The organism is Streptomyces sp. NPDC013317 (genome assembly GCF_055563155.1).
The window spans coordinates 63,986-85,284 of sequence record NZ_JBVHDX010000019.1; the positions used below are offsets into that span (position 1 = coordinate 63,986).

Sequence of the window (21,299 nt, forward strand, 5' to 3'; positions counted from 1 at the left end):
GCCTCAGTTCAGGGTGAGGCGCGGTCTGGGCGCGTCCGTGCGGCCCGTGGGGGGTGTGCGGCTGCCCGCCTTGTACGGGTCCGGCCAGGGTGCCGCCGGCCCCCGGTAGCCCTGCTCCGCCGCCGCGTGCAGGGTCCAGTGCGGGTCGTAGAGGTGGGGGCGGGCCAGCGCGCAGAGGTCGGCTCGGCCCGCCAGGAGGAGGGAGTTGACGTCGTCCCAGGAGGAGATCGCGCCCACCGCGATCACGGGGACGCCGAGGGCGTTGCGGATCCGGTCGGCGTACGGGACCTGGTAGGAGCGGCCGTACTCGGGGCGTTCGTCGGGGACGACCTGGCCGGTCGAGACGTCGAGGGCGTCCGCGCCGTGGGCGACGAAGGCGCGGGCGATCGCGATCGCGTCCTCCACCGTGGTCCCGCCCTCCACCCAGTCGGTCGCCGAGAGCCGCACGGTCATCGGCCGGTCGTCGGGCCACACCTCCCGTACGGCGTCGAAGACTTCGAGCGGGAAGCGGAGCCGGTTCTCCAGCGGGCCTCCGTAGGCGTCGTCCCGGTGGTTGGTCAGCGGGGAGAGGAAGCCCGAGAGCAGGTAGCCGTGGGCGCAGTGCAGTTCGAGGAGGTCGAATGCGCAGCGGGCGGCGCGCCGGGCAGCGGCGGCGAACTCCTCCCGTACGGCCGTCATGCCCGTCCGGTCCAGGACACGCGGGACCTGGTTGACGCCCGGCCGGTAGGGCAGCGGTGAGGCGGCAGTCAGCGGCCAGTTGCCGTCGGGGAGCGGCTGGTCGATGCCTTCCCACATACGGCGGGTGGAGCCCTTGCGGCCGGAGTGGCCGAGCTGGACGCCGATGGCCGTGCCGGACGCCTGGGCGTGCGTGAAGGAGGTGATCCGGCTCCAGGCCTCGGCCTGCTCGTCCGTCCAGAGGCCGGTGCAGCCGGGGGTGATCCGGCCCTCGGGGCTGACGCAGACCATCTCGGTCATGACGAGGCCGGCGCCGCCGAGCGCCCGCGCGCCGAGGTGGACGAGGTGGAGGTCGCCGGGGAGGCCGTCCTCGGCGACGTACAGGTCCATCGGCGAGACCACGACCCGGTTGCGCAGGGTGAGTCCGCGCAGCCGGAAGGGCGTGAACATCGGCGGGGTCTCGGGCGGGCAGCCGAAGTCCCGTTCCACGGCGTCGGTGAACCGCGGATCGCGCAGCCGGAGGTTGTCGTGGGTGACGCGGCGGCTACGGGTGAGGAGATTGAACGCGAACTGCCGTGGCGGCTGGTGCAGATAGCCGCCCAGCTCCTCGAACCAGCGCAGGCTGGCCGCCGCCGCGCGCTGGGTGGACTCGACGACGGGCCTGCGCTCGGTCTCGTACGCGGCCAGCGCCTCCGCCAGTGTGGGCTGCTCCTCGACGCAGGCGGCGAGCGCGAGGGCGTCCTCGACGGCGAGCTTGGTGCCGGAGCCGATGGAGAAGTGCGCGGTGTGGGCGGCGTCGCCGAGGAGGACGGTGGCGCCGTGCGACCAGCGCTCATTGACCACCGTACGGAAGGCGGTCCAGGTGGAGCGGTTGGAGCGCAGGGTGCGTCCGCCGAGCACCTCGGCGAAGATCTTGGCGCAGCGGGCGGTGGACTCGTCCTCGTCCATCTCGTCGAATCCGGCGGCCCGCCAGACCTCTTCGCGCATCTCGACGATGACGGTGGAGGCGTCGGCGGAGAAGGGGTAGCCGTGGAGCTGCATCACGCCGTGCTCGGTCTCGGCGATCTCGAAGCGGAAGGCGTCGAGGGCGAAGTCGGCGGCGAGCCAGATGTAGCGGCAGCGGTGGGTGGTGACGCGGGGGCGGAAGACGTCGGCGTGCGCCTCCCGGGTGGCGCTGTGGACGCCGTCGGCGGCGATGACGAGGTCGTGGGTGGCGGCCAGCTCGGCGGCGGGCGGTGCCTCGGTACGGAAGCGGAGCCGTACGCCGAGTTCCGCGCATCGCGCGTGCAGGATCTCCAGGAGCCGGCGGCGGCCGAGCGCGGCGAACCCGTGGCCGGAGGAGGTGAGGAGCCGGCCCCGGTGGCCGATGTGGATGTCGTCCCACCGGACGAACTCGTCCTGGAGGGCCCGGTACACGGCGGGGTCGGCGTGCTCGATGCCGCCGAGGGTCTCGTCGGAGAGGACGACGCCGAAGCCGAAGGTGTCGTCGGGGGCGTTGCGCTCCCAGACGGTGACCTCGCGCAAGGGATCGAGCCGCTTGAGCAAAGCGGCGGCGTAGAGCCCGCCGGGCCCGCCGCCGACGACGGCGACACGGAGGCTTTCCGCCGGAGCGGAGCTCCGCCCCGGAGGGACCGGGCCCGGCGCCCGGGACGCCCCCGACCGCTCCGACGGCTCGGACCCCTGGGGCGCCTCGGACCCCTCGGACGCCGGCGGGGCCGGCCTCTGGTCGGGCATGGTCAGTGCCCCGTCCACTTCGGAGGGCGCTTCTCGGTGAACGCGGCGTGGAACTCCGCGTAGTCCTCGCCGTTCATGAGCAGCGCCTGGGTGGCGGCGTCCAGCTCGACGGAGGCCGCGAGCGGCATGTCGAGCTCGGCGGTGAGCAGAGCCTTGGTCTGGGCGTGGGCGAGGGCCGGTCCGTCGGCGAGGCGGCGGGCGAGCTCGGCGGCACGGGCGGGGGCGCCGCCCTCGTCGGTGAGTTCGCTGAGCAGGCCGATGCGTTCGGCCTCCGTGGCGCGTACGGGTTCGCCGAGCATGAGGAGCCGGGTCGCGTGGCCGAGGCCGACGACCCGGGGCAGCAGATAGGCCGCGCCCATGTCGCCGCCGGAGAGCCCGACGCGGGTGAAAAGGAAGGCGAACCGGGCGCTGGGGTCGGCGATCCGGAAGTCGGCGGCGAGGGCCAGGACCGCGCCCGCGCCGGCCGCGACGCCGTGGACGGCGGCGATCACGGGGAAGGGGCACTCGCGGATCGCCCGGACCACCTGTCCGGTCATCCGGTTGAAGTCGAGCAGCTGGGCGGTGTCCATGGCGAGGGTCGCGCCGATGATCTCGTCGACGTCGCCACCGGAGCAGAAGCCGCGCCCCTCGCCCCCGAGGACGAGGGCGCGGACGGCACGCTCGCGGGAGAGCTCGGCGAGCAGGTCGCGCAGGTCGGCGTAGGCGCCGAACGTGAGCGCGTTGAGTTTCTCGGGTCGGTCGAGGGTGACGGTGGCGACGCCGTCGTCGACGGTCAGTCGCAGATGCCGCCAGCGCTCGGTACGGGGTGCGGAGCCGGTAAAGGGGCTCATACGGGACGCCCTCCCTTCCTCCTCCCTGGAGCGTATCACCGTGTTGTGACTGTCGTCACGAGTACGCGATAGGACGACGGGGGCCCGTTCCTTCCGCCGCCGAAGGTCCCGGCGGGCTGGTGACCCTGGCCCCGTCGATGAGGGAGGGGGTGCCCATGGAGTTCGCGCGGGGGCTTCGTAGGGTGGAGAGCAGGACGCCTCGGGACACGCACTCCCCGTGCCCCTCCCCCAGCCCTCCGCGAACGGACCTCCGCCATGCTCGAAGCCACCGCCTCCACCTCGTGGCGCATCGAGCTTCCCCACAGCACGGCCGCCGTGCCGATGGCCCGTGCGCTGGTCCGTACGGCGCTCACGGACGTCGACGCGCCGGCCGACGGCGACACCGCCGAACTGCTGACGGCCGAGCTCGTCGCCAACGCGGTGGAGCACACGGCGGGCGAGGGCCCCATCGCTCTGGTCGTCGAGGTGCTGCCGGGCGGCTGCCAGGTCGAGGTGCACGACGGGCGGCCCGCGGGCCCCGGGGAGCTGATGGGCCCGGAGCGAGGTGAGGCGCCGGACCCCTGGCAGGAGCACGGCCGCGGCCTGTTCCTCATCCGCGCGCTCAGCAGCGACTGCGGCCACCGCCCCACCGCGCAGGGCAAGGCGGTCTGGTTCACCCTCCCGGCCCTCCCGGCGCAGCGCCGACCGAGGCCGTAGCAGGCCGGGTCGGGTCGGGCCGGGGCGGGCCGGGTCGGGGCCAGCGGGACGTGCTGGGGCGGGGCGGCGCCGCCGTGCCCCAGCCGGGCGGCGCGACCCCGGCCCCCTAGGGCGTGTTGCGAAATTAGCGCCGTCCGCCCGAAGGGCGGGCCCCGCGGCGTCTGGTGCGTGCGATCGCAAGGCGGAGGGTCGTCCTCGTACCGGGTGTACTCGGACGATCCCGACAACGCAGCGAGCGTGCGTGCCAGGCGTCGCGGGGCAGGCGGGACTTTCGCAACACGCCCTAGGCCGGGACCCTGTCGGCCGGGGCGTCGTCCGTTGCCGGCGTACCGGCTGCGGGGGCCGGGGCGAGGCGGGAGTTGCGGCGGCCGTAGAGCGTGTAGACCAGCGCGCCGACGGCCAGGAAGACCGCGAACTGCACCCACGTCTGCCAGCCCGTGCCCCAGATCAGGTACAGGCAGAAGCCGACGCCGAGTACCGGGCTCACGGGGTAGAGCGGCACCCGGAAGGAGCGGGACAGCTCCGGGTTCCGGCGCCGCAGCGCGATCACCGCGATGTTGACCACGGCCATGACGGCGAGCGTGCCGATGGTCGTCAGACCGACGACCACGTCGAGCGAGGAGAACGCGGCCGGGACCGCGAAGACGGCGGCCACGATCCAGGTGTTGGCGACGGGGGTCGCGCTCTTCGGGGAGACCCGCTCGAAGACCCGGGGGACGAGCCCGTCACGGGACATGGACATCAGGACGCGGGTCTGGCCGTACATCACCGCGAGCACGACGGACGCGATCGCGACGACCGCGCCGAAGGCGATGATCCCGCCGCCGACCGCCGAGCCGGTGACCTGGTCGACGACGAGCGAGAGCGCGGCAGGCCGGCCGGCGACGTCGTCGGCGCCCAGCGCACCGATCGCCGAGAGCGCCACCGCACCGTAGAGCACCGTGACGACGCCGAGGCAGACGAGGATCGCGATCGGGATGTTGCGACGGGGGTTCTTGACCTCCTCGCCGGCGGTGGTGATCGCGTCGAAGCCGATGTACGAGAAGAACGCCAGCGACGCCCCCGCGGTGATCCCGGCGGCGCCGTGCGCCGCGAACGGCGCGAGGTTGCCGTCCTTGAAGGCGGTGAAGCCGACCGCGAGGAAGACGATCAGGATCCCGATCTTGAGGACGGCCATGGCGGCAGTCGCCCGGGCGCTCTCCCGGACGCCGCGCACGAGCAGGACGGCGGCCAGCGCGATGACGATCACCGCGGGCAGGTTGATCACGCCGCCGTCGCCGGGGCCGGCGGAGACCACGTCCGGCAGCCGCAGGCCGACGAGGCTGTCGAGCAGCTCGTTCAGGTACTGGCTCCAGCCGACCGCGACCGCGGAGACCGACACGCCGTACTCCAGGAGCAGGCACCAGCCGACGAGGAAGGCCACTCGCTCGCCGAGGCTCGCGTACGCGAAGGAGTAGGAGGAGCCGGAGACCGGTATCGCGCCGCCCAGCTCGGCGAAGGAGAAGGCGGTGAACACACAGGTGATCGCGGCAAGGACGAAGGAGACGACGACGGCCGGACCCGCCTCCGCGACGCTGTCGGAGAGGCCGACGAAGATGCCGGTGCCGACGATGGCGCCGATGCCGAAACACACGAGCTGGAAGAGGCCCATGGTGCGCTTGAGGCCGTGGCCTTCGAGGTCCGCGCCGGATTCGGCGATGAGCTGCTGGGGGGATTTGATCCGCGGCGCGGACGGGGACATGCGGGGGTTCTCATCTCTGGTCGAGCAGGGCGCACCGGGCGCGGACGTGCGAGTGGGGCCCGAGCGTGCGAGCTCGAACCCCACCATTCGATCCGATGGTAACCACGGGAGCGCATATACCCCCAATCGGGCGTATCGCTATTCGACGCCGGCCATGGTGGCGACGAGGACCGCCTTGATGGTGTGCATGCGGTTCTCGGCCTCGTCGAAGACGACGGAGTGCTCGGACTCGAAGACCTCGTCGGAGACCTCCAGCTCGGTCAGACCGTGCCGGGCGTGGATGTCCCGGCCCACGGCCGTGCCGAGGTCGTGGAAGGCCGGCAGGCAGTGCAGGAACTTCACATTCGCGATACCCGTCGCGCGCAGGACGTCCATGGTCACGGAGTACGGCGCGAGGTCGGCGATCCGCTCGTCCCAGACCTCCTTGGGCTCACCCATGGAGACCCAGACGTCGGTGGCGACGAAGTCCGCGCCCCGGACGCCTCCGGCGACGTCCTCGGTGAGGGTGATCGTCGCTCCGCTCTTCTCCGCGAGCTCGCGGGCCGCGGCGACGACCCCCGCGCCCGGCCAGTACGCCTCGGGTGCCACGATCCGCACGTCCATGCCGAGGAGGGCGCCGGTGACCAGGTAGGAGTTGCCCATGTTGAAGCGGGCGTCGCCGAGGTAGGCGAAGGTGACCGCGTCGAGGGGCTTGTCCGTGTGCTCGGTCATGGTGAGGACGTCGGCGAGCATCTGGGTGGGGTGCCAGTCGTCCGTCAGACCGTTGAACACGGGCACGCCCGCGTGGGTCGCGAAGTCCTCGACCTTCGAGTGGCTGTCGCCGCGGTACTCGATGGCGTCGAACATCCGGCCGAGGACGCGGGCCGTGTCCTTGACCGACTCCTTGTGGCCGATCTGCGAGCCGGCGGGGTCGAGGTAGGTGGTGGAGGCGCCCTGGTCGGCCGCGGCGACCTCGAAGGCGCAGCGCGTCCGGGTCGACGTCTTCTCGAAGATCAGGGCGATGTTCCTGCCCCGGAGCCGCTGGACCTCGGCGCCCGCCTTCTTGGCCGCCTTCAGTTCGGCGGCCAGGTCGATCAGACCGCGGAACTCGTCGGCGGTGAAGTCCAGCTCCTTGAGGAAGTGGCGGCCGATGAGATCGGTGGCCATGGGGCGCTCCTGGATACGGTCGGGGACGGCGAACATGTCAGCGACTGGAAGTCTATACGTATATCAGTATGGCTATACAGTGACGCCGCACACTCGTCGCCCCGCCCCGGCCCCTGCCCGCTCCCCTTCTCCTCCCTCAGACGGCGTCGCGTTCCACCGGGCAGCTCATGCAGCGCGGGCCGCCCCTCCCCCGCCCCAGCTCGCTGCCCGGGATCTCGATCACCTCGATGCCCTGCTTGCGCAGATGGGTGTTGGTGGTCGCGTTCCGCTCGTACGCCACGACCACCCCCGGCTCGACGGCGAGGACGTTGCAGCCGTCGTCCCACTGCTCCCGCTCCGCCGCGTGGACGTCCTGCGTGGCGGTGAGGACGCGGATGTCCTGGAGGCCGAGCGCGGCGGCGATCGCGCTGTGCATGTGCTCGGGCGGATGGTCGGTGACCCGCAGCGACTGGCCCTCGTCGCCCGGTTCGATCGTGTACGAGCGGAGCATGCCGAGCCCCGCGTACTGGGTGAAGGTGTCGTGGTCGACCATCGTCATCACCGTGTCGAGGTGCATGAACGCACGCCGCTTCGGCATGTCGAGGGCGATGATCGTCCGGGCCGAGCCGGCCGCGAACATCCCCCGGGCCAGCATCTCGACCGCCTGCGGGGTGGTCCGCTCGCTCATCCCGATCAGGACGGCCCCGTTGCCGATGACCAGGACGTCCCCGCCCTCGATGGTGGACGGGTAGTCGGCCTGGCCCTCGGACCAGAGGTGGAAGTCGCCCGCTTCGGAGCCGGTGAAGAGCGGATGGTGCTTGTAGATCGCCTCGAAGTGGACCGTCTCGCGCTGCCGGGCGGGCCAGCGCATCGCGTTGATGGAGACGCCGTCGTAGATCCAGGCCGAGGTGTCCCGGGTGAAGATGTGGTTCGGCAGCGGCCTGAGCACGAAGTCGTCCAGGTCCATGACGTGGAACCGGACCGAGGTGGGCTCGCGGTGGGCCGCCAGGAACTCACGCTTCGTCATGCCGCCGACCAGTGCCTCGGCAAGCGCGGTGGCGTCCAGGGAGTCGAAGGCGGCGCGGAGGTGGTCGGCGGCGAGGGGACCGTACTCCTTCTCGTCGAAGACCCGGTCGAGGACGAGCTTGCGGGCGGCGGGCAGTTCGAGGGACTCGGCGAGCAGGTCCCCGAAGAGATGGACCTCGACGTCCCGGTCGCGCAGCACGTCGGCGAACCCGTCGTGCTCCTGGCGTGCGCGGCGCACCCAGAGGACGTCGTCGAAGAGCAGAGCGTCCTTGTTGGAGGGTGTCAGCCGCTTCAGCTCCAGATCGGGCCGGTGCAGTATGACGCGGCGGAGCCGCCCGGTCTCGGAATCGACATGGAATCCCATGCGCCCATCCTGACGGAGCCGGGCGGCTCGCGCGTGGTTCTCCCCTCACGTCACGTCAGGTCACGTCACGGAGTACGCGACGGTGGCGGCGAGGAGGGTGACGATCACGGCGACCGGGGTCAGGGCGACGTACACAGCAACCCAGCCCCCCGCGCCCCCGTGGCGCCACGGTCAGAGGCGCGGGTCCACCGGCTCGGACTCCAGTGCGAGCACGGCGAACACGGCTTCGTGCACCCGCCAGAGCGGCTCGCCCTCGGCCAGTCGGTCCAGCGCTTCCAGGCCGAGCGCGTACTCACGGAGAGCGAGCGACCGCTTGTGCCCGAGGAAGCGGTTCCGCAGGCGCTCCAGGTTCTCCGGACGGGTGTACTCGGGGCCGTAGATGATCCGCAGGTACTCACGGCCACGGACCTTCACGCCCGGCTGGACGAGCCGGCCGGCCGCACCGCGTACGAGCGCGGAGAGCGGCTTGACGACCATGCCCTCGCCGCCCGCCTCCGTCATCTCCAGCCACCAGTCGACACCGGCCCGCACCGACGCCTCGTCGCCCGTGTCCACCACGAGCCGTCGCGTGCGCTGCAGCAGACCGGTCGGGTCGGCGTCGGTCATCCGGTCGAGCCACCCGAGCTGCTCGTCGTGCGGCACGGCCGCGAGCGAACGCCCCCGCGCGGCGAGGATCTGGAACGGTGCGAAGCGCACGCCCTCGAGACCCTGCGTCGGCCAGCAGTAGCGGCGGTACGCCTCGGTGAACGCCTCGGCGTCGGCGGCCCGTTCGCGCTGCTCGGCGAGGAGCGTGTCCACCCCGCTCACACCCCGCGCGGCCGCCTGCTCCAGTGCGCCGAGCGCGCCGGGGAAGACGGCGCGGGAGGCCGCGCCGACCGCCGCGTACTGCGAGCGCAGCAGTCCGGCCGACTTCAGCGACCACGGCATCAGTTCGCCGTCGAGCAGCAGCCAGTCCCCCGCGGCGGAGGCACCGTTCGCGGCGGCGAGTTCGTCCCAGAGCCCGGCGGCGGTGATCGCCGTACGGAGCCGCTCCAGGACCTGCTCGGTGACCTCGGGGTCGTCGAAGAAGGGCCGTCCCGTGCGGGTGTGCAGGGCGCCGGTCACTCCCGTGACCCCGAACCGCTCGCGCGCCGCCTCCTCGTCCCGGCAGACCAGGGCGACGGCCCGCGAGCCCATGTGCTTCTCCTCGCACACGACCCGCTCGACACCGTCCGCCCGGTACTGGGCGAAGGCCTCCGCCGGGTGCTCCAGGTAGCCGTCCTCCTTCGAGGTCGCGGTCGGCGCCATGGTCGGCGGCAGGTAGGCGAGCAGTCGCGGGTCGACCGCGAAACGGCTCATGACCTCCAGGGCCGCCGCCGCGTTCTCCTCACGCACGGAGACGTTGCCCATCTGCCGGGTCTCCACGATCCGGCGGCCGTGCACGTCGGCGAGGTCGAGCGGGCGCCCCTCGTGACCGCCGGGGGCCTCGGTGACGAGCGGCCGGGCCGGCTCGTACCAGACCTTCTCCGCCGGTACGTCGACGAGTTCGCGCTCCGGCCAGCGCAGCGCGGTCATCTTCCCGCCGAAGACGGCACCGGTGTCCAGGCAGATCGTGTTGTTGACCCACGAGGTGTTCGGGACGGGCGTGTGACCGTAGACGACGGTCGCCCGGCCGCGGTACTCCTCCGCCCACGGGTAGCGCACCGGGAGGCCGAACTCGTCGGTCTCCCCGGTCGTGTCCCCGTACAGGGCGTGCGAGCGCACCCGGCCGGAGGTCCGGCCGTGGTACTTCTCCGGCAGACCGGCGTGACACACGACGAGCCTGCCCTCGTCGAGGACGTAGTGGCTGACGAGCCCGTCGATGAACGCGCCGACCTCGGCCCGGAACTCCTCGCTCTCCCGACCCAGCTGCTCGATGGTCTCGGCGAGCCCGTGGGTCTCCTGGACCTTGCGGCCCTTGAGCCAGCGGCCGAGCTTGTTCTCGTGGTTTCCGGGCACGCAGAGCGCGTCGCCGGCCGCGACCATCCCCATCACGCGGCGCAGGACGCCGGGGCTGTCGGGACCGCGGTCGACGAGGTCGCCGACGAAGACGGCCGTGCGTCCCTCGGGGTGACGCCCGTCGACGTAGCCGAGTCTGCCGAGCAGGGTCTCCAGCTCGGAGCGGCAGCCGTGGATGTCACCGATGATGTCGAAGGGGCCGGTGAGGTGACGCAGATCGTTGAACCGCTTCTCCAGAACGACCTCGGCCGCCTCCACCTCCTCGACGCTGCGCAGGACGTGCACCTTGCGGAAGCCCTCGCGCTCCAGTCCGCGCAGCGAGCGGCGCAGCTCACGGCGGTGGCGCTGGACGACGTGGCGCGGCATGTCCGAACGGTCGGGACGCGCCGCGTTCCGTGCCTGGCAGACCTCCTCGGGGAGGTCGAGGACGATCGCGATCGGCAGGACGTCGTACTGCCGGGCCAGCTGCACCAGCTGGCGCCGTGCCTCCTGCTGCACGTTGGTGGCGTCGACGACGGTCAGCCGGCCCGCCTCCAGACGCTTGCCCGCGATGTAGTGCAGGACGTCGAAGGCGTCCCTGCTGGCGCTCTGGTCGTTCTCGTCGTCGGCGACCAGACCACGGCAGAAGTCGGAGGAGATGACCTCGGTGGGCTTGAAGTGGCGGCGCGCGAAGGTGGACTTGCCGGAGCCGCTCGCACCGATCAGGACCACGAGGGAGAGGTCGGTGACGGGCAGTCGGCGGCCGCGGGCCGTGGCGGTCCCGGTGGCGGTGGTCTCGATGGTCATGCCTGCTCCTCCTTCGGGGTCGCGGTCTGCTGGGTGAAGACGGCCATCTGCGTGGGCGGCCCGAACTATGACCAAAGACATACCTGTTCAGGCACACTTGAGCCATGGCAACACACCTGCAGGCCGCGGGCGACGCCGCGCCGCGCGTCATCCGCTGCTACATCTATGCCCGCATCTCTCAGGACAGGACCGGCGCCCACCTGGGCACTCAGCGCCAGATCGAGGACTGCCACGCCCTAGCCAAGCGCCTGTCCACTCCGACGGTGGTCTACGAGGTCGTCCGCGTCTTCGAGGACAACGACATGTCGGCGTACTCCGGGAAGCCACGCAAGGACTACATCGAGATGTTCGCCGGCCTCGAGGACGGCGACGCCACCGTGGTTCTCGCCTGGCACACCGACCGACTGCACCGCTCCCCCACCGAGTTGGAGGCCTACATTGCACTGTCGGAGCGCCGGGCTGTAGCGACGCACACTGTGCAGGCAGGGCTCATCGACCTGAGCTCACCGTCAGGCAGGATGACCGCGCGCATCCTCGGCGCTGTCGCCCGCCAGGAGTCCGAGCACAAGGGTGTCCGTATCTCCAGGAAGCGGCAGCAGAAGGCGAAGGCCGGCGAGTGGGGCGGAGGGATTCGCCCGTTCGGATGGGGCGCACCCACGGGCGAGACTCGCAAGAAGGTTGAGAAGGAGACGGGCGAAGAGATCGCCGTTCCAGTCCTCGACATGAACAGGACGGTCCCCGAAGAAGCCGCGGCCCTGAAGTACGGCACGGAGCTGATCCTCAAGGGCGGCTCCGTCCTGAGCTGGACCCGCTGGATGGAGAGCGAAGGGATTCGGTCAACGCTGGGGAACGTCATGCGGCCGACCGATGCGCGGCTGCTTCTGATGCGCCCCAGGAACGCCGGGATCGCCGTGTACAAGGGGCAAGAGATCGGCCGCGGCGGATGGGACGCCATTGTCACCGAGGCCGAGTTCCGTGGTGTCGTCGCCATCCTGAGCGATCCGAACCGGCAGTCGGCCCGCGGCGCGAAGCCGAAGTGGCTGGGCTCCCTGATCTACAACTGCGGCGTGCCCGGGTGTGAGAGCAAGATGAAGTGCGGCCGGGCGGGCAACAGCTCCAAGCCGAGCTATCGCTGCGTCACCGGCCACGGGGGCAGTCGCCAAGCGCACAAAGTTGATGAGCATGTTGGCGACCTGATCGTGGAACGGCTGTCCTTGCCCGACGCGGTTGACCTCTTGCTGCCCGGCCCTGATGACACCGACGTGAGCGGGCTGCAGGTGGCAAGCGAGCAGATTCGCCGCCGGATCACGGACATGGCGGCCATGCTGGGCGCCGGCCAGATGGACATGCCTCAGTTCATCGAGGCATCAGACGTCGCGCGCAAGCAGCTGGAGGGTGTCACCCGGCAACTGGCGCGTGCCGGACGAACAGACCCTCTGGTAGGCCTGGTGGGTGCCCCGGACGTGCGCAAGGCATGGCTGGACCTTGGTCTGGACCGGCAGCGCGCGGTGCTGCGGTCTCTCATGGACGTCACGATCCTGCCGGTCGGGCGCGGCCGGCGGCCCGACGGAGAGTACTTCGACTACGACGCGATCGAAACGAGGTGGAAGCGGGCGAACACGAATGCGCGTTGAGGCGGTACCTACTGACATAGCAACCGGATGACACTTAGCTAGCCGGGCTGAGAATTTTCTTCGACGTCTCCCTGGCCCGCTTGGCTACGCCCCGCCTCTTTGCGCACGCCCATCTCCTTGCGCCAGGCGGCGAATGACTGCTTCACCAGTTGGGAGACCTGATCCTCGGTGAGCCCAACATCGAGAGCATCCATCACAGCAGCGCCAACGCGGGCAACGGTCTGCTGGAGATCGCTCTCCAACCCCAGAAAGGGGCGCGGAACGGGCAGTTGATTCTGTGATCGGAACTCTTCTTCCTCGCCCTCTGTGAAATTGACCTCGCCCTCGTCGACGAGTCGCCAGATCTCACCGAGCGGCATCTCACCCATTGCCCAAGTCCAGACGTCGTAGGGCTCCAAGGCCAACTCGGGAGCAAGGCGTAGGACCGGGATCGGGGAACGCTCATTCCCCTCGGCGTCCTTCCAGGGATTCCATTCCCAAGCCTCGTTTCGAACCGGCTCACCCTCCTCTACAGGAGGTGCCCCGAGAAGCAGACGGATGGGAGTCACCTTCAGCGCCACCGCCAGAGCAACAAGGTCGTCGACGTCCACACGACGTGCACCCTGCTCGATCTTGGTGATGCCTGACGGCAGGATCGGCCGGCCGATTTTGGCGAGCCGCGCCGACAGCTCGCGAACGGGCGTTCTCCCGCGGAGCCGCGCCACCTCCTTCGCCACCCGCTGACCCACGCTGCCGAGCTTTGTCGCTGTTTCCATGACACGAACACTAGGTGCCGTATCGACGCCTGCCAAGCGCCTGCGCGTTCCCAAAACACGAACACGCGTTGCCACTTGACGAACACGCCATACTTGCCGCAGTCTGTTCCCAACTTCCACTGGTTCGTTTCCAGAAGGGAAACAGCGTGACAGCTGTTGAGCAGCACAAGGAGCAGCGCCGACCGCTCGCCACCCCAGACGAACTGGCCACCTACCTGCAGGTTTCGAAGGCGACCATCTACCAGTGGTCCTCGCGGGGCGGCCCATTCCCGCTCTTCCGAGTGGGACGTCACCTCCGCGCACGGTGGTCTGACGTCGAGGCCTGCATGGCTGGCACGTCCCGCAACTCAGCGCATCAGGCACTGATCACCACGACGGCCGAAAACAGCGAAGCCGCAGCGGGTGCAACCGCAGCGGCTTCGAGCGACCGACCCACCCAGACCCCGTGAAGAGACGAGAGGAAACGATCGTGGCACCCACTATCGCAGACCCCGCCGCGCAGACCAAGCAGAGCCTCGGCCAGACGGGTCACGCCATTCCGGCCACTGTCCGGCCCACGCCAACCGCAGATCACCTGCTGCACGCCCCGCTTGACCAGCTGCTCCGTGAGCAGCGCGTCTCCCAGGTGATCGACTCCTCGATCACCGAGGAGTACTTCTGCGGGGCGGCCCTCCTCGACCGTGACGGAGCACTCGTCCTGCACCTGCCCGTCGGGCGCGACCCCGGAGAGCGGGACGAAGCGGTGCGCAAGCTCATCGCTGCCGTCCACCACCTGTCCGAGGACGCCTTCCCCGGGCCCATCGCCACCACCGATGTCACCAAGCACGTGGAGGGCGCCCTGTGATGCACGCCCAAGCTCGCGCCGCGGCGGCCGGGGACACTCCCGGCCGCCCGGCACGGCCGGCCGGGTACTGGGAACGCGTCGACCGGCTCGTCTCCGAGGCCCCGCCACTCACGGCAGCCCAGCGCGCCGAGATCCGCACGATCTTCCACGAGTCCAACGTCACCAAGGAGGCGGCGTGACCCCCCTGACGTACACCGAACACGCTCAGTTCTACGCCGCCGCCCACCGCCTCGGCGGGGGTGAGGCGATTCAGCACCAGGCGTTCATGCTCCTCGTCGAGGTGATGGCCCAGGAACCCTCCCCGTGGGCCACGGATGATCCCTTCGCGGCGGAGCGGTACCTCGTGATGCGCGGCGCCGCCCCCGTGGTCGCTTCCGAGAGGGCACCCGCCTTCGAGCTCAGCATGCGTGCGCTGTACGCCCTCGCCACGGGCGTTCTCGCGACCTCGTTCGACGAGGTCGCCGCCTGGATCGAGACCGACCTCGGCGGTGCAGCGTGAGCCGCACCCCGGGCCAGTGGCCCATCCCCGAACCGGCCGACCTCGACCAGGCCGACGAGCAGGGCGCCGCGCACCTCGCGCTCGTCGCCGCCCAGGCCCGCTTCAACGTGACCCTCGGTGCGATCCGCGCCGACCTCGAGGAACAACCGTCCCCGACGGCCGTCCTCAACGCGGCCCGGCACTGGAACTACACCATCACCGCCATGGCCGACGAGGTCGCCTCGACCCTGAAGAAGGCCGGCTAGTCGCACGGCGGGCGCCGCACCAGGCGGCGCCCGCCCGACACGGACACCAGTACCTGCTCGAAGAAGAGAGCCCCGTTCGTGAACGACACCATCGCCTTCAACCGGCTTGCCGACCTCCTCGGCAGCATGGGCGAGCGCACCCGTTACACCGGCGGCGTACTCCGCACCCGCGGCCTGTGCCACGGAGGCGACTCGCCTGACACTGTCGCTATCAAGCGCATCAACAACGGCGTCGGCGTGTACTGCCACAAGTGCCAGGGCAACGCCGACTTCCTCGCCGCCATCGGCTGGACCGCAGCGGACCTGTTCGACGAGCCGCTCCCCGAGCGGCCCCGCGACCGCCCCGAGAACGACACCTGGATTCCCTGCCAGGACCGCGGCCACAGACGCGTGGCCCAGTACCTCTACCGGGACGAGAACCGTCTCACCGTCCACGGAGTGACCCGGTGCGACCACAAGTGCTTCGCTCAGTGGCGGCCTGACAGCGACGCCAAGTCCGGTCGCCGCTGGTCCCTCAACGACAAGCAGGGGAACCGACTCGTCCGAACCGTCCCGTACCGACTACCGGAACTCCTCGCCGCGAAGATCGCCGACAGGGTCATCTGGATTGCCGAGGGAGAAAAGGACGTGCAAGCGCTCGTCGACCACGGCCTTGCCGCCACCTGCAACGCGGCAGGAGCAGGCCGCTGGACCGAAGAGCACGCTCAATTCCTCGAAGGCGCCGACGTGACCGTCGTCGCCGACCGCGACGAGCCCGGGCAGAAGCACGCGGTCCAGGTCGTCGACTCCCTGCGCGGCATCGCCCGCTCCCTTTACGTAGTGCAGGCCCGCACGGGCAAGGACGCGGCCGATCACTTCGACGCCGGCCATCGGGACGCCGAGTTCCTGCAGGTCTGGGCACCCATCCCGCATCCGAGCGACAAGGCGGTAGCGGGATGACAATCGGACCCCAGTGGGCCCCCAACGTCGACCAGGACCCGACTTCTGTCATTTCTGTCAGGCACCTGCAGGGGGGATGGGAAGAACCCATCTCCATCGATCGTCCCAAGCTCACCCCCTTCCCCGTCCACCTGCTCGGTGCCGAACTCGCAGCCGTTGTCAACGCCGTCACCGAGCAGGTGCAGGTCGCCCCCGACATCCCCGCCATGATCTCGCTTGCCGCGATTTCCACCGCGGTGGGCGGCAGAGCCAAGATCCGCATCCGGGCCGGCTGGTCCGAAGCATCCTCTGTGTGGACCGCCACGGTCGCAGGGGCCGGCGAGAGGAAGAGCGCTGCCGAAGGACCTTTCAGTGACGCGCTACGCCGCATCGAACGAAAGCTCCGCGACGACGCCCTTCCGGAGATCGAGGAAACCGAGCAAGCCCTCAAGGTGGCGCAAGCTCGCCTCGATGAGGCGGAGAAGGCAGCCGTAAAGGCCAAGCCGGAGATGTTCAAGTTGCGGATGGACGAGGCCAAGCTCGCGAAACGGGACCTTGCCGCCATCGGCCCGGTGCCCGCGCCACCGCGGCTGCTGTTCGGAGACATCACCCCGGCTGCCATGCCGCAGAAGGCGTCCCAGCAAGGCGGCCGAATGGCAGTCATCCACTCGGAAGGCACGCTCCTCAAGCAGATGGGAGGGCTCTACAACAGCGGAGCGTCCGACACCGGTTTCGCGCTCGACGCCTACGACGGCAAAGCCATGCCGGTCGACCGCATCGGCCGGGACTCGATCGAGATGGAGAGCGCCCACCTGGCAGTCGGACTGCTCATCCAGCCGGTCATCCTCGAACAGCTCGGGCGCAAGAAGGACGACGAGATGCTGCACAACGGATTCGTCCAGCGCTTCCTCTACAGCTTCCCGCCCTCGCGGCTCGGCTACCAGGACCCGCGCGGATCCATCGCCATCCCGGACGGCCTGCTCGAAGACCTCGAGCGTCGTCTCCAGGCCCTCGTCGACAGCCTCTGGAAGAATCCCATGGTCCGCGCGGTGACGTTCACCGAGCAGGCCAGCGAAGAGATGTACGTGTTCCAGGAGAGCCTGCAGGAGCGACTGCGTCGCGGCGGAGACCTGCACCAGATGGCCTCTTGGGCCAGCAAGCTCCCCGGGAAGATCGCCCGCATCGCAGGCCTGCTCTCCCTGTACGCGGACAGCGGGGCAAAGGAGATCACGGCCGAGCAGTTCCGTTCGGCCGTTGCCCTCGCCCCTTACTTCGTGCAGCACGCCCGGCTCTGCCTTGACCTGATGGGCGCGAACCGCGAGGCACACCTCACGCCGGCCCGCGACGTCCTGGACTGGCTGCGCCGCCGAAAGCCCGATCAGATCCAACTCCCCTTCAGCGTTCGCGACGCTCAGCGCGGCGTAGACGGGAACGCCTGGGGACCGGACGGGGTGACCTCCGAGACAGTGCATGACGCGATCAGGGTCCTGGTCGACCGGGGATGGGCCGCACCGGTTCCCGAGGAGCCCCGCGCAGAGGGCAGGAGGGGGCGGCAGCCGTCTCCCAAGTACTACCCACACCCGCTCATTTGGGACAAGTCATGGCGAAAAGAAGAAGAAGAAGTCTCTAATACACACCTAAGGAGTGCCTGACAGAAATGACAGAAACCCAGGCCCCTCCCGTGTACGCCGTCCCCTTCGACCTCTACTCCGACGAGCACGTCGGCGCTCTCGCCGGCATGTTCACCCACTACCTCCTCGAAGAGCTGGACCGCCTGGGCCACTTCGCCCCCGGCATCCCGCTCGCCAACTGGCTCAAGACGTTCATCGTCTACGCCGGACACACGCCCGTCGGGTTCTGCTCAGCAGACCTCACCCGCTACGCGATCGAGCTCGTGTACGTCAGGCCCTCTCACCGCGGCCACGGTGTCGCCCGTCAGCTGCTCCTCGACTTGCGCGACTCCTGCCCCCGAGAGATGCGCATCAAGGCGCCGCTAAGTCCCGGCGGCACCGCGCTGGCTCACAAGCTCGGCATCCCGGTCTCCACCCCCACCCCGGGTGAGCTGGCGGTAGGCCAGCAAGCGATCAAAGAGCTGGACGACGCCATCCGTAGCCACTGCAGCCACAAGCGCACTGGCGACCCACGACGCACCTGTCGCCGCTGCTACCGAACGGCCCTGAAGCGAACAGCTGTCGCCGCGATCGTCGCCCCCTGCATGCAGGCACGGCGAGCGTTCCCAGCAGGAAGCAGCACAGCAGCATGAACGTCGATGACCCCGCCCACCAGCAGGTCGACGACACCGTCATCGAGATGACCGAAGACGAGATCCACCAAGCGGCCGCTACGCGGCTTGCCCACCTCGGCATCACCTACGCCGAACTTCGCGACCAAGCCCGCCGCCGAGACTTCACCACCCCGCAGGCCCACAGCCTGTGGACCGCCATCGGCGGAACCCTCGACCCCCACCTCCTGGAATCCCAGGAGAACCTCACCAAGGAGAGCTGAGCAATGAGCTACCAGGCACTCGTCGCGGATCTGATCGCCCGCACCCACACAGCAGTGGAACAGGTCGCCGGCCTCTCTGCGCACACCGGTATCACCTTCAAGGTCAAGGACATCGTCGACGCCGTCGAACGCGACCTTCCCTCCGGCTACCCGGCTCCCACCGTAGAAGGATCCCGCACCCGTCGGGACGTCATCGCGTCCATGGCCCAGGACATCCTCAGCGGCGCGATGTACGAGGACCAGGACTGATCCGCACAACAGCGGCCGGGCCCGCGGATATCGGGCCCGGCCACCCACTCAGCACACCACAAAGGAGGAGCTGTGACACCTGCCGAACGTGAGCGGCTCGACAAGGCCTACCGCGCTCTGAACAGAGCGGACGCCCTCGCCGACCAGTGGGCCGGCGACATGCGCTCGTCACCCGCAGCGCCGCTGCCGACCTGTTTGCCACCGTCCTCGAGCTCAACGGCTGGGAGCAGGACGAGGCCCGCCCCCAACTCCACTCCGTACCCACCCAGAAGGAGCACCCCAATGGCCGGTGAAACCACGATCACGATCGTCGGCAACCTCGTCGACGAGGTCGAGCTCCGCTTCACCCCTGCCGGCGTCGCCGTCGCCAAGTTCCGCGTCGCCTCCACCCCGCGTGTCTTCAACAAGACCACCAACCAGTGGGAGGACGGCGAAGGCCTGTTCCTCACCTGCTCGGTATGGCGCCAGGCAGCCGAGAACACAGCCGAGACTCTCGCCCGCGGCATGCGCGTCATCGTCCAGGGCCGCCTGAAGCAGCGCAGCTACGAGGACCGCGAGGGCGTCAAGCGCACTGTGTACGAGCTCGACGTCGACGAGGTCGGTCCGTCCCTCCTCCGCGCCAGCGCCACCGTCACGAAGAAGCCGTCGGCCGGCTCCACCCAGCAGGGCGGCCAGCCGCCAGCCGACAACTGGGGCGGGGCACGGCCCGCGCAGCAGCAGGCGCCCGCGAACGGCGGGTGGGGTGGCCGGCAGCCCGTGGCGCAGGATGCCGGGCACGGATCGGAACCCCCGTTTTGATGCGCCCGCAACTCGAGGTGCAGGCACTGCAAGCCGAGGTCACACAGCTCCGGCGCGAGCTCAACGGCCTCACCGAGATGTACCTCGGCGTGTGCAAGGAACTGGGGCTGCGGATCGATGCCATCGACCGCGTGCGCGAGGAGCTGTCCGACTGCCCAGACGACCACTGGATGGTTCGAGCCGGCGACATCCGGGCGGCCCTGAACGGCCCGAGTGAGGAGTGACCGATGGACACCTGCGGCATGTGCGAGACCCAGCTCGAGCACGGCTACCTCTGCCCGGCGTGCACCCAGACCCTGGCCGAGCAGCTCCACCGCCTCCCGCAGTTGTACCGCGCGCTCGCCGCGTTTCTCCCGCCCGCCACCCGAGGAGCCGACGGCGGGCGTACACAGGCTGTGGATGCGCCGCTCCCCGTCGACGTGCATGTCCTCGACCTCCGCGGCCCCGGCGGCATGGTCACCACGCTGGAGTCCTGGCGCGAGGCCCTGCACGACGCCCGCCGCTGGCCGACTCCGGTCCTCCGCCACGCCATTCCCGACCGCGTGGCGGCGGCCGCGGCCGCGCTCCACCACTCGGTCGACTGGATCGCCCGGTACTGGCCCGGCGCGGGTGACCTCGCCCGCGAGATCCGCGACGCCCACCAGGCAGCGGCCAGCGTGGTGCACCCACGGCTGGCCGAGGAGCGTGGGACGAGGCTCGGTAAGTGCCCGGCCGTCGACCCGTCGGGCGCGATCTGCGGTGCAATCCTGCGGCACTTCCCCGGGGAGCCAGCGGTCACCTGCCGCTGGTGCGGGTGCGCGTTCGAGCCGCACGAGTGGGCTGGGCTGCGGGAGTGGATCGATCACGACGAGAACAACCCGCCGATTGGGTTGGCGAGTTGAGAGCCAAAGCGTTGCATAGGACACGCTGTCCTAGTAGGCTGGGCAACGTGCCAACACCCCATTGGCGCGAGCGCGTTGAGTCCGAGAACCGGCGGCAGCGCGAGTTGCAAGCGGAGATCGCAGCAAGCGCCCGAAGACGAGCGGCAGCGTTCGCAGACGGCGTCTTGGAACTCGGCAGCAAGTCGGCTGTCGCCCGGGAGATCGGGATCGACGTCCGCGCAGTACGAAGAGCGATCAACGAGTACGGACCGGCGACTGCACCGCCACCCGACTCGACAACCGAAGATCCAGGGAACAAGTAGGCCCCCCGGCGAAGGCGACTGCACCGCCGGCCGGAGGGCTACTACCCGGCACCCAGGAGGCGCTCGAACGCCGGCCTGGACACTTACCCACGAACGAGACAGGACTCGTCATGGATCAGCAGGACACTACCCGGGGCGCTGCCGCTGCAGCGACCGCCCCCCGCCGGCCATCACACGCCACGGAGCGTTTCGACGGCCCCACGACCCTCTACCGGATGTATGACCAGGCGGACCGCCTGCTCTACATCGGTGTCACCTGCAACACCTCACAGCGGTGGGACTCGCACCGCGTACTGAGCTCTTGGTGGCCGCTCGTCGCCCGCAGGGCGCTCACGGTCTACCCCGATCGGCGAGCCGCCCTCGAGGCCGAAGCAGCCGCGATCCACGCCGAAGCGCCCTTGCACAACGTCAGCGGCAACCCCCTGGCCGAACGCCGAGACGTCCACCTCGTCCTCAAGGGTGAGCGCGCCCAGGCGCTAGCCGACCTGGCGAGGGCCGAGCGGCTCAGCATCAGCCGGTTCGTCATGAAGCTGGTCGACGCAGCCCTGACCGCCGCAGCCGACGACAGCGACCCCGACATGGACGAGGCGCTCCGCCGTGTCCGCACCACCGCCCAGAAGGGCGGTCGGCGATGACACAGCCCGCGCCCGCCCTCAGTAGTGACACTCGCCTGTTACTGCTTCGGCTCGCCGACAAGCTCGATGCGCTCCGGCCG

24 protein-coding genes are annotated in these 21,299 nt (G+C 70.0%); 17 read left to right on the top strand and 7 right to left on the bottom strand.

What is annotated here, in order from left to right:
* Positions 1–3 precede the first annotated feature (3 nt).
* Both ACZ3IJ_RS33240 and ACZ3IJ_RS33245 read right to left on the bottom strand, forming a co-directional pair.
* A complete protein-coding gene (locus tag ACZ3IJ_RS33240) occupies positions 4–2,409 on the bottom strand; it encodes a bifunctional salicylyl-CoA 5-hydroxylase/oxidoreductase (RefSeq protein ID WP_467474454.1) in 2,406 nt (801 codons plus the stop codon).
* A 2-nt stretch (positions 2,410–2,411) separates the two neighbouring features.
* Positions 2,412–3,239, bottom strand: coding sequence for an enoyl-CoA hydratase family protein (locus tag ACZ3IJ_RS33245; protein WP_391801683.1), 828 nt, complete (start codon positions 3,237–3,239; stop codon positions 2,412–2,414).
* 255 nt (positions 3,240–3,494) lie between these two features.
* On the opposite strand from ACZ3IJ_RS33245, the gene ACZ3IJ_RS33250 reads away from it, so the two are divergent.
* On the top strand, positions 3,495–3,935 hold the full coding sequence (locus ACZ3IJ_RS33250; protein WP_467474457.1) for an ATP-binding protein: 441 nt from the start codon (positions 3,495–3,497) through the stop codon (positions 3,933–3,935).
* A gap of 283 nt (positions 3,936–4,218) precedes the next feature.
* Here the strand turns inward: ACZ3IJ_RS33250 and ACZ3IJ_RS33255 are convergent, their stop codons facing one another.
* The 4 genes from ACZ3IJ_RS33255 to ACZ3IJ_RS33270 form a co-directional block, all read right to left on the bottom strand.
* Positions 4,219–5,676, bottom strand: coding sequence for an amino acid permease (locus tag ACZ3IJ_RS33255; RefSeq protein WP_467474459.1), 1,458 nt, complete (start codon positions 5,674–5,676; stop codon positions 4,219–4,221).
* A gap of 138 nt (positions 5,677–5,814) precedes the next feature.
* Entirely contained in the window at positions 5,815–6,822 is a 1,008-nt protein-coding gene (argF, locus tag ACZ3IJ_RS33260; protein ID WP_467474462.1) for an ornithine carbamoyltransferase, read from the bottom strand.
* Positions 6,823–6,958: 136 nt separating this feature from the next.
* Complete coding sequence (locus tag ACZ3IJ_RS33265; protein ID WP_391801679.1) at positions 6,959–8,191, bottom strand: arginine deiminase; 1,233 nt, start codon at positions 8,189–8,191, stop codon at positions 6,959–6,961.
* 171 nt (positions 8,192–8,362) lie between these two features.
* Positions 8,363–10,954 carry a polynucleotide kinase-phosphatase gene (locus tag ACZ3IJ_RS33270; protein ID WP_467474464.1) on the bottom strand — a complete coding sequence of 864 codons (2,592 nt, stop codon included), beginning with the start codon at positions 10,952–10,954 and terminating at the stop codon, positions 8,363–8,365.
* A gap of 104 nt (positions 10,955–11,058) precedes the next feature.
* Between ACZ3IJ_RS33270 and ACZ3IJ_RS33275 the strand changes: the two genes are divergently transcribed.
* Positions 11,059–12,588: a recombinase family protein gene (locus ACZ3IJ_RS33275; RefSeq protein WP_467474466.1), complete on the top strand. Its 1,530-nt coding sequence runs from the start codon at positions 11,059–11,061 to the stop codon at positions 12,586–12,588.
* A gap of 38 nt (positions 12,589–12,626) precedes the next feature.
* On the opposite strand, the gene ACZ3IJ_RS33280 is transcribed toward ACZ3IJ_RS33275, so the two are convergent.
* The gene (locus ACZ3IJ_RS33280; protein ID WP_467474468.1) at positions 12,627–13,343 is read right to left on the bottom strand and encodes a helix-turn-helix domain-containing protein; all 717 of its coding nucleotides are present in this window, start codon (positions 13,341–13,343) and stop codon (positions 12,627–12,629) included.
* Positions 13,344–13,489: 146 nt separating this feature from the next.
* Here ACZ3IJ_RS33280 and ACZ3IJ_RS33285 point away from each other — a divergent pair, with 146 nt between their 5' ends.
* The 15 genes from ACZ3IJ_RS33285 (at position 13,490) to ACZ3IJ_RS33355 (ending at position 21,219) form a co-directional block, all read left to right on the top strand.
* Positions 13,490–13,792, top strand: a complete 303-nt coding sequence (locus ACZ3IJ_RS33285) for a helix-turn-helix domain-containing protein (protein WP_467474470.1) — start codon at positions 13,490–13,492, stop codon at positions 13,790–13,792.
* Positions 13,793–13,812: 20 nt separating this feature from the next.
* Positions 13,813–14,187 carry a hypothetical protein gene (locus ACZ3IJ_RS33290; protein WP_467474472.1) on the top strand — a complete coding sequence of 125 codons (375 nt, stop codon included), beginning with the start codon at positions 13,813–13,815 and terminating at the stop codon, positions 14,185–14,187.
* On the top strand, positions 14,187–14,366 hold the full coding sequence (locus tag ACZ3IJ_RS33295) for a hypothetical protein (protein ID WP_467474474.1): 180 nt from the start codon (positions 14,187–14,189) through the stop codon (positions 14,364–14,366). The genes ACZ3IJ_RS33290 and ACZ3IJ_RS33295 overlap by 1 nt, the downstream gene beginning before the upstream one ends.
* A complete protein-coding gene (locus ACZ3IJ_RS33300) occupies positions 14,363–14,686 on the top strand; it encodes a hypothetical protein (protein ID WP_467474476.1) in 324 nt (107 codons plus the stop codon). Before ACZ3IJ_RS33295 ends, ACZ3IJ_RS33300 begins: the two co-directional genes overlap by 4 nt.
* Positions 14,683–14,931 carry a hypothetical protein gene (locus tag ACZ3IJ_RS33305; RefSeq protein WP_467474478.1) on the top strand — a complete coding sequence of 83 codons (249 nt, stop codon included), beginning with the start codon at positions 14,683–14,685 and terminating at the stop codon, positions 14,929–14,931. The genes ACZ3IJ_RS33300 and ACZ3IJ_RS33305 overlap by 4 nt, the downstream gene beginning before the upstream one ends.
* A 78-nt stretch (positions 14,932–15,009) precedes the next feature.
* Complete coding sequence (locus tag ACZ3IJ_RS33310) at positions 15,010–15,870, top strand: toprim domain-containing protein (protein WP_467474480.1); 861 nt, start codon at positions 15,010–15,012, stop codon at positions 15,868–15,870.
* Positions 15,867–17,501, top strand: a complete 1,635-nt coding sequence (locus ACZ3IJ_RS33315; RefSeq protein ID WP_467474482.1) for a YfjI family protein — start codon at positions 15,867–15,869, stop codon at positions 17,499–17,501. The genes ACZ3IJ_RS33310 and ACZ3IJ_RS33315 overlap by 4 nt, the downstream gene beginning before the upstream one ends.
* A gap of 5 nt (positions 17,502–17,506) precedes the next feature.
* Positions 17,507–18,112, top strand: a complete 606-nt coding sequence (locus tag ACZ3IJ_RS33320) for a GNAT family N-acetyltransferase (protein ID WP_467474485.1) — start codon at positions 17,507–17,509, stop codon at positions 18,110–18,112.
* The gene (locus ACZ3IJ_RS33325; protein ID WP_467474487.1) at positions 18,109–18,354 is read left to right on the top strand and encodes a hypothetical protein; all 246 of its coding nucleotides are present in this window, start codon (positions 18,109–18,111) and stop codon (positions 18,352–18,354) included. Before ACZ3IJ_RS33320 ends, ACZ3IJ_RS33325 begins: the two co-directional genes overlap by 4 nt.
* A 3-nt stretch (positions 18,355–18,357) precedes the next feature.
* A complete protein-coding gene (locus ACZ3IJ_RS33330; protein WP_467474489.1) occupies positions 18,358–18,603 on the top strand; it encodes a hypothetical protein in 246 nt (81 codons plus the stop codon).
* Positions 18,604–18,749: 146 nt separating this feature from the next.
* Complete coding sequence (locus ACZ3IJ_RS33335; RefSeq protein ID WP_467474491.1) at positions 18,750–18,896, top strand: hypothetical protein; 147 nt, start codon at positions 18,750–18,752, stop codon at positions 18,894–18,896.
* The gene (locus ACZ3IJ_RS33340) at positions 18,886–19,401 is read left to right on the top strand and encodes a single-stranded DNA-binding protein (RefSeq protein ID WP_467474493.1); all 516 of its coding nucleotides are present in this window, start codon (positions 18,886–18,888) and stop codon (positions 19,399–19,401) included. The genes ACZ3IJ_RS33335 and ACZ3IJ_RS33340 overlap by 11 nt, the downstream gene beginning before the upstream one ends.
* Entirely contained in the window at positions 19,401–19,625 is a 225-nt protein-coding gene (locus ACZ3IJ_RS33345) for a hypothetical protein (protein WP_467474495.1), read from the top strand. The genes ACZ3IJ_RS33340 and ACZ3IJ_RS33345 overlap by 1 nt, the downstream gene beginning before the upstream one ends.
* A gap of 3 nt (positions 19,626–19,628) precedes the next feature.
* Entirely contained in the window at positions 19,629–20,282 is a 654-nt protein-coding gene (locus ACZ3IJ_RS33350) for a hypothetical protein (protein ID WP_467474497.1), read from the top strand.
* A 517-nt stretch (positions 20,283–20,799) separates the two neighbouring features.
* Positions 20,800–21,219 carry a hypothetical protein gene (locus ACZ3IJ_RS33355; RefSeq protein ID WP_467474499.1) on the top strand — a complete coding sequence of 140 codons (420 nt, stop codon included), beginning with the start codon at positions 20,800–20,802 and terminating at the stop codon, positions 21,217–21,219.
* Positions 21,220–21,299: the final 80 nt, after the last annotated feature.

Bases quoted from the DNA above. Each gene is read 5' to 3' on its own strand.
- ACZ3IJ_RS33240 (WP_467474454.1), bottom strand. From the start codon at position 2,409: ATGCCCGACCAGAGGCCGGCCCCGCCGGCGTCCGAGGGGTCCGAGGCG.
- ACZ3IJ_RS33245 (WP_391801683.1), bottom strand. From the start codon at position 3,239: ATGAGCCCCTTTACCGGCTCCGCACCCCGTACCGAGCGCTGGCGGCAT.
- ACZ3IJ_RS33250 (WP_467474457.1), top strand. From the start codon at position 3,495: ATGCTCGAAGCCACCGCCTCCACCTCGTGGCGCATCGAGCTTCCCCAC.
- ACZ3IJ_RS33255 (WP_467474459.1), bottom strand. From the start codon at position 5,676: ATGTCCCCGTCCGCGCCGCGGATCAAATCCCCCCAGCAGCTCATCGCC.
- argF (WP_467474462.1), bottom strand. From the start codon at position 6,822: ATGGCCACCGATCTCATCGGCCGCCACTTCCTCAAGGAGCTGGACTTC.
- ACZ3IJ_RS33265 (WP_391801679.1), bottom strand. From the start codon at position 8,191: ATGGGATTCCATGTCGATTCCGAGACCGGGCGGCTCCGCCGCGTCATA.
- ACZ3IJ_RS33270 (WP_467474464.1), bottom strand. From the start codon at position 10,954: ATGACCATCGAGACCACCGCCACCGGGACCGCCACGGCCCGCGGCCGC.
- ACZ3IJ_RS33275 (WP_467474466.1), top strand. From the start codon at position 11,059: ATGGCAACACACCTGCAGGCCGCGGGCGACGCCGCGCCGCGCGTCATC.
- ACZ3IJ_RS33280 (WP_467474468.1), bottom strand. From the start codon at position 13,343: ATGGAAACAGCGACAAAGCTCGGCAGCGTGGGTCAGCGGGTGGCGAAG.
- ACZ3IJ_RS33295 (WP_467474474.1), top strand. From the start codon at position 14,187: ATGCACGCCCAAGCTCGCGCCGCGGCGGCCGGGGACACTCCCGGCCGC.
- ACZ3IJ_RS33315 (WP_467474482.1), top strand. From the start codon at position 15,867: ATGACAATCGGACCCCAGTGGGCCCCCAACGTCGACCAGGACCCGACT.
- ACZ3IJ_RS33320 (WP_467474485.1), top strand. From the start codon at position 17,507: ATGACAGAAACCCAGGCCCCTCCCGTGTACGCCGTCCCCTTCGACCTC.
- ACZ3IJ_RS33325 (WP_467474487.1), top strand. From the start codon at position 18,109: ATGAACGTCGATGACCCCGCCCACCAGCAGGTCGACGACACCGTCATC.
- ACZ3IJ_RS33330 (WP_467474489.1), top strand. From the start codon at position 18,358: ATGAGCTACCAGGCACTCGTCGCGGATCTGATCGCCCGCACCCACACA.
- ACZ3IJ_RS33340 (WP_467474493.1), top strand. From the start codon at position 18,886: ATGGCCGGTGAAACCACGATCACGATCGTCGGCAACCTCGTCGACGAG.
- ACZ3IJ_RS33345 (WP_467474495.1), top strand. From the start codon at position 19,401: ATGCGCCCGCAACTCGAGGTGCAGGCACTGCAAGCCGAGGTCACACAG.
- ACZ3IJ_RS33350 (WP_467474497.1), top strand. From the start codon at position 19,629: ATGGACACCTGCGGCATGTGCGAGACCCAGCTCGAGCACGGCTACCTC.
- ACZ3IJ_RS33355 (WP_467474499.1), top strand. From the start codon at position 20,800: ATGTATGACCAGGCGGACCGCCTGCTCTACATCGGTGTCACCTGCAAC.